The 5,581-nt window shown below is 41.2% G+C and carries 5 protein-coding genes and 1 pseudogene; 1 reads left to right on the forward strand and 5 read right to left on the reverse strand.

The genetic code is table 11. From position 1 onward, the window contains the following. Nucleotides 1-705: N-acetylglucosamine-6-phosphate deacetylase (locus AC075J_RS04055; RefSeq protein WP_476390048.1), on the reverse strand; the 705-nt coding region annotated here is incomplete at its 3' end. A 111-nt stretch (nucleotides 706-816) separates the two neighbouring features. Beyond that, entirely contained in the window at nucleotides 817-1,560 is a 744-nt protein-coding gene (nagB, locus tag AC075J_RS04060) for a glucosamine-6-phosphate deaminase (RefSeq protein WP_055053331.1), read from the reverse strand. Between the two features lie 274 nt (nucleotides 1,561-1,834). Here nagB and AC075J_RS04065 point away from each other — a divergent pair, with 274 nt between their 5' ends. Further along, nucleotides 1,835-2,662, forward strand: coding sequence for a MurR/RpiR family transcriptional regulator (locus tag AC075J_RS04065; protein WP_026649752.1), 828 nt, complete (start codon nucleotides 1,835-1,837; stop codon nucleotides 2,660-2,662). A gap of 111 nt (nucleotides 2,663-2,773) precedes the next feature. On the opposite strand, the gene arfA is transcribed toward AC075J_RS04065, so the two are convergent. From arfA to AC075J_RS04080, 3 genes and pseudogenes are all read right to left on the reverse strand, one after another. Next, on the reverse strand, nucleotides 2,774-4,297 hold the full coding sequence (gene arfA / locus AC075J_RS04070) for an arabinosylfuranosidase ArfA (protein ID WP_118338964.1): 1,524 nt from the start codon (nucleotides 4,295-4,297) through the stop codon (nucleotides 2,774-2,776). A 187-nt stretch (nucleotides 4,298-4,484) separates the two neighbouring features. Next, nucleotides 4,485-5,360: a carbohydrate ABC transporter permease gene (locus AC075J_RS04075; protein ID WP_172678313.1), complete on the reverse strand. Its 876-nt coding sequence runs from the start codon at nucleotides 5,358-5,360 to the stop codon at nucleotides 4,485-4,487. 1 nt (nucleotide 5,361) lies between these two features. Further along, nucleotides 5,362-5,581, reverse strand: a pseudogene (locus AC075J_RS04080) (arabinose transporter permease); the annotation flags it as partial.

Below are 5,581 nucleotides of genomic sequence, written 5' to 3' on the forward strand. Positions count from 1 at the left end.
ACAGTCCTGATTATCTGCTGCTGCACCGATCACACCGGGTTCTCTGTGTCCCATAGAGTTCATGGCATTATAAAGATGAGTTACATGAAGTGCTCCCTCTTTCATCGCTTCTGCTGCGCAGCCATAATCTGCTGCTGTATGTCCGATAGAAATAACCACTTCATTATGTAATTCTCTGATAAATTCCTCAGAGCCTTCCATATTCGGAGCAAGAGTTACCAGTTTGATCATTCCGCCCGCAGCTTCGTTACATGCTCTGAAAAATTCAATATCCGGTTTACGGATATAGCCTTCTACATGTGCTCCCTTTTTCACAGGATCAAGGAAAGGCCCTTCCATATTGATACCCACAATACGGGCACAGGTTTCATCCTGTTCTACATCTTTTGCAGTCTGGAAAATCTTAAGCAGCTCCTCTTTCGGAAGTGTCATGGATGTCGGGCAATAGGATGTGATTCCCTGAGATTTTTCATACTGAAGGATTGTTCTTAACCCATCAACATCTGCGTCTGAGAAATCATGTCTGACTGCACCATGGCTGTGGATATCTACCAGTCCGGGCAGAATCTTCAGTCCTGATGCATCCAGTTGCGTTTTGTCGGTTACTTCATCTGCTGAAGCCACAATTCTGCCGTTCTCTACATACAGATCTGTGACTTTATAACTGCCATCTTCCTGAAAAACTTTTCCGTTCTTTATAATCATCTGATTTTTGCCTCTTTTCTCGCTGAAGTGAATTATTAAGTATTTCCCTGACTTTATCTCTGTCAGGCAATTCTTTCCACTGATACTGTTGTTATCACACAAGAGCCGGTATTATAAAAGTCCTTTTTCTTTAATAAGACTTAACGCATCTTCATCTGCCACTACGGTTACATCCTGATGAAGCTGAAGGATAGATGCAGGTACATTTGGTGTGATCGGTCCGTACAGAGATTTGTACAAAGCATCTGCCTTGGCACTTCCTGTTGCTACAAGAAGAATTTTCTTTGCTGCCATAATGTTCTTGATTCCCATGGTGTATGCCTGTTTCGGAACTTCATCCATACTTTCAAAAAATCTTGCATTTGCCTTGATAGTGCTTTCTGTAAGGTCTACACAATGAGTTTCCTTCTCAAAAGCTTCTCCGGGTTCATTGAAACCAATATGTCCGTTTCCGCCGATTCCCAGAAGCTGGATATCAATTCCACCTACACTGCGGATGATCTCATTATAATCTGCACATGCTTTGTCGCTGTCTTCTTCCAGTCCGTTTGGTACATAGGTTTTGTTTTTGTCAATGTTTACATGATCGAACAGGTTTGTGTTCATGAAATAACGATAGCTCTGGTCGTTGTCACCGGAAAGTCCTTTATACTCATCCAGGTTTACAGATGTGATCTGTGAGAAATCAAGGTCACCTTTGTTGTACCACTCGATAAGCTGTTTATATAATCCGACCGGTGTAGAGCCTGTTGCCAGTCCAAGAACTGCGTTTGGTTTCATAATAATCTGGGCAGACATGATATTAGCTGCTTTTCTGCTTACGTCCTGATAATCTTTACCTACATAAATAATCATAGTTTTCTCCTTTTTTGCGTGTCATCTGACACTTCCGATTTGTTATAAACTCATTATAATTCCCGTTGGTTCTATTTTCAATGAATGTATTGTTTTTAGAATCTTCTTTCATTTTTTATTATTTTGAGCCATTTTGCAGTTCGGTTTTTAAAGCTTTCCGAAATTACTTTCCTTGTTTATATTTTTCATGAAAATATTTACATTCTCCTTGTGAAACAAATTCTACAATGTTATAGTAATCTATAGCAATTCCACCATACAGAAAGGATTCCATATGTCATTAAACAAACATAAAATTATTCCTTTAATTGAATCTTATTACCATACATTCACTCCGCTGGAAAGAACAATCGCCGATTTCTTTATTCATAATACTGAAGAGCAGGATTTTTCTTCCAGAAATATTTCCGGGCTTCTTTATGTATCTGAAGCTTCACTTTCACGTTTCGCCCAGAAATGTGGATTTCACGGATACAGAGAATTTATTTATGAGTATAAGCAGAGCCTGGCACCAGGTCCCGAAGAAAATATTCCGAATTTTGAAGTATCGGAATTTAATACTTATCAGGAACTTCTGAATAAATCTAACGCTCTGCTGGACAAAGCGCAGATCACACGGATCACAAATCTGCTGGTTTCCAAACCTCGTGTTTATGTTTACGGAAGAGGCAGTTCCGGTCTCGTAGCTCAGGAGATGAAGCTTCGTTTCATGCGTATCGGACTGAATATCGAAGCAGTTACAGACAGTCATATTATGAAGGTGAATTCTGTTATTCTGGATGAGAACTGTCTGGTCATCGGTATCAGTGTCAGCGGACAGACGGATGATATTATCTCTTCTCTGAAGGCTGCACATCAGCACGGAGCTTATACACTTCTTATGACCGCAAGACAGGACAAATCCTATCAGGACTTCTGCGATGAGACGCTCATCTTCGCAAGCATGGAACATCTGGAATATGGAAATATCATTTCCCCACAGTTTCCTATTCTGCTGGTTCTGGATGTACTTTATGCACATTATCTGCAGATTGACAGGAGCAAAAAAGAAGCTCTGCATGAATATACGATACAGACACTTCAGCCATTTCTGATTAAATAATTCTGATATGCAGGAAACATTCCCGACACTATCCACTGCCAAAATAGCCATAGAAAATCCCTCTTAAGAAGATTTTGGTTATTTACCTTGTCTACTTAAGAGGGATTATTTTTATTTACTGTCTTTTACAAGACGGATCACATTCCATGATGCTTTATGCAGCATACTTGTCAATTCCCCATTGTCCATTGTTGTCTGCTGTGTTGTCTTTGGTTTTACATTTTCCTGTCCGAAAGCATTGACTACCTTCAGGTCATCGCTTTCAAGTACGATATGCTCAGCAACTCTGTAGCCTTCGAAGCTTCTTACATCTGTATTAAGAACAACATCCTCTTTCAGATTTCTGTTTACTGCAAAGACAGTAACTTCTTCTTTCTCTTCATTGTAAACAGCAACTGCTTCAATATCTGTGATGCTTCCGTGTCCGCTTGTCTCATGCTCTGTGGAAGAGATCACCGGCTGGAGTGCAACACCGCGGCCATATTTGGAGGCATGCATAAACGGATAGAAAATTGTCTGTTTCCAGGAACCGCCACCGTTCGGGTCTGTCATAATCGGAGCGATAACGTTGATGAGCTGTGCAAGGCATGCTACTTTTACTCTGTCAGAATGACGGATCAGAACGATCAGCATCAGACCTACCAACAGGGCATCTTCGAAGTTGTAGATATCCTCAAGAAGCGGCGGTGCCACCTGCCATGGATGGTTTTCTGTGATATCATTATCAACAGCGTTGGAATGATACCATACATTCCACTCATCAAAGCTGAGGTACATATTCTTTTTGCTGCGTTTTTTTGCTTTTACATAATCGCAGGTTGCGATAATGGTGCGGATAAATTCGTCCATATCATCGGACTTTGCGAGGAAGTCATTGCTGTCATCAGAACGGTTTCCATAATATGTATGAAGAGATAAATAATCTACATAATCATATGTGTGGCTCAGTACATGGTCTTCCCAGAGTGCAAAGGTCGGCATCTCCTGATTGGAGCTTCCGCATACAACAAACTCAATAGACGGGTCAATAAGCTTCATTGCTTTGGCTGTCTCTTCTGCCAGTCTTCCATACTCATCCATAGTCTTGTGACCGATCTGCCATGGACCGTCCATTTCATTCCCAAGGCACCAGGTTTTGAATCCGTATGGATCCTTCTGTCCGTGTTTGATACGGAGATCACTGTATTTGGTTCCACCTGGATGATTGCAGTATTCCAGAAGGTTGCAGGCATCTGTGATTCCTCTTGTTCCCAGATTGACCGCCATCATAACCTCTGAGTTGGCTGCATCTGCCCATTTCTTAAATTCATGGAGTCCTACCTCGTTCTTTTCCAGGCTTCTCCATGCAAGCTCCAGTCTGTGAGGTCTTTCCTCAACCGGTCCTACACTGTCTTCCCAGTAAAAGTTAGATACAAAGTTTCCGCCCGGATAACGTACGATCGGCACGTCCAGCTCTTTTACCAGATCAATGACATCCTTACGGAATCCGTCAGCATTGGAAAGTGGATGTCCTGGCTGATAAATTCCATCGTATACAGCTCTTCCCAGATGTTCAATAAAGGAACCATAAATTCTTTTGTCGATCTTGGAAATGGAAAATGCTTTGTCCACTACCATTTTTGCCTGTTTCGCCATAATGTTTTTTGAACCTCCGTTCTTAGTAATTGGTTTGAAAAATTAGTTTATCATTATATTATTTGAGCTGCCTCATAAGTAATGTTAAATGATCACCAGTTACAGTAACATTAATTTCAAAACTCAATGGGACAGCTCATTTTTTATCATATCAGTAAATTATGATTCAAATACTTACAACTTTTGATCAACCCTTAACAGCACCAGATGTCATACCATCGATCAGGTATCTCTGGAAGATCAGGTAGATGATCAGGATTGGAAGGATACCGAACATGGAACCTGCGATCAGAAGGTTGTAGTTATTTCCATAAGGTGTAAGCAGTGTATTCAGACCGATCTGCAGTGTAAATTTGCTTGTATCACGGAATACCAGCATCGGCCATAACATGTTGTTCCAGGAACCCATTGCACAGAGGATTGCCATGGAAGCAAATGCAGGTTTTGTGATCGGCATCATAATCTTAACACTGATACCATACTCTGTGCATCCGTCGATTCTACCTGCATCCAGAAGCTCTTTCGGAAGACTCTGCATGTACTGTTTAAAGAAGAAAATCGTCGACGCACCACATAGTCCGGGGAGAATAACACCGGCTCTTGTATTGATGATCCCAAGAGATGTAACTTCGTTATACAGAGGAAGCATCAGGATTTCAAAAGGAACACACATAGTTGCGATTACCAGGAAGAATAAAAATCCCTGAAGTTTAAATTTGTACATGGTCAGACCGTATGCGATGAAGTAGCATACCAGCAGTGTCAGAACTACTGTAATCAGTGTCAGGATCAGACTGTTTTTATACCACATAAAATATTTTCGGGAATCCTCATTTCCGGAAAACAGGTATTTGTAGTTATCCAGATGCATCTTGGAAAAATCAAGATTCAGGGACATACCTTTCATAACCACTTCACGGCCTTCCTGGAAGGAAGCGAAGAAACCTGCAAGAAGCGGAAATGCGATCAGCACACAGAGGATAGCGAAAAGCCCTGTGGATAATACAGACGCAACTTTATGATTTGATTCCATTGTCTTTGGCTGAGCTGCTGTTTTTGCCATATCACTTTTCCTCCTTCTTGAATGTTCCTGTTGCCACAAGCTGGACAACATTGATAGCCAGGGCAATGACCAGAAGTACCATACCTACGGCACACGCATAACCCATATCGTTTTTCTCAATACCACGTTTATACAGATATCCTACGATAGTAAGACCAATGTTCTTCGGTGATGAGTTACCATTCCACAACATGAAACTCTCAAGGAACATGGACAGACCG

The organism is Blautia sp. ZXY-1-C6 (assembly GCF_056339875.1).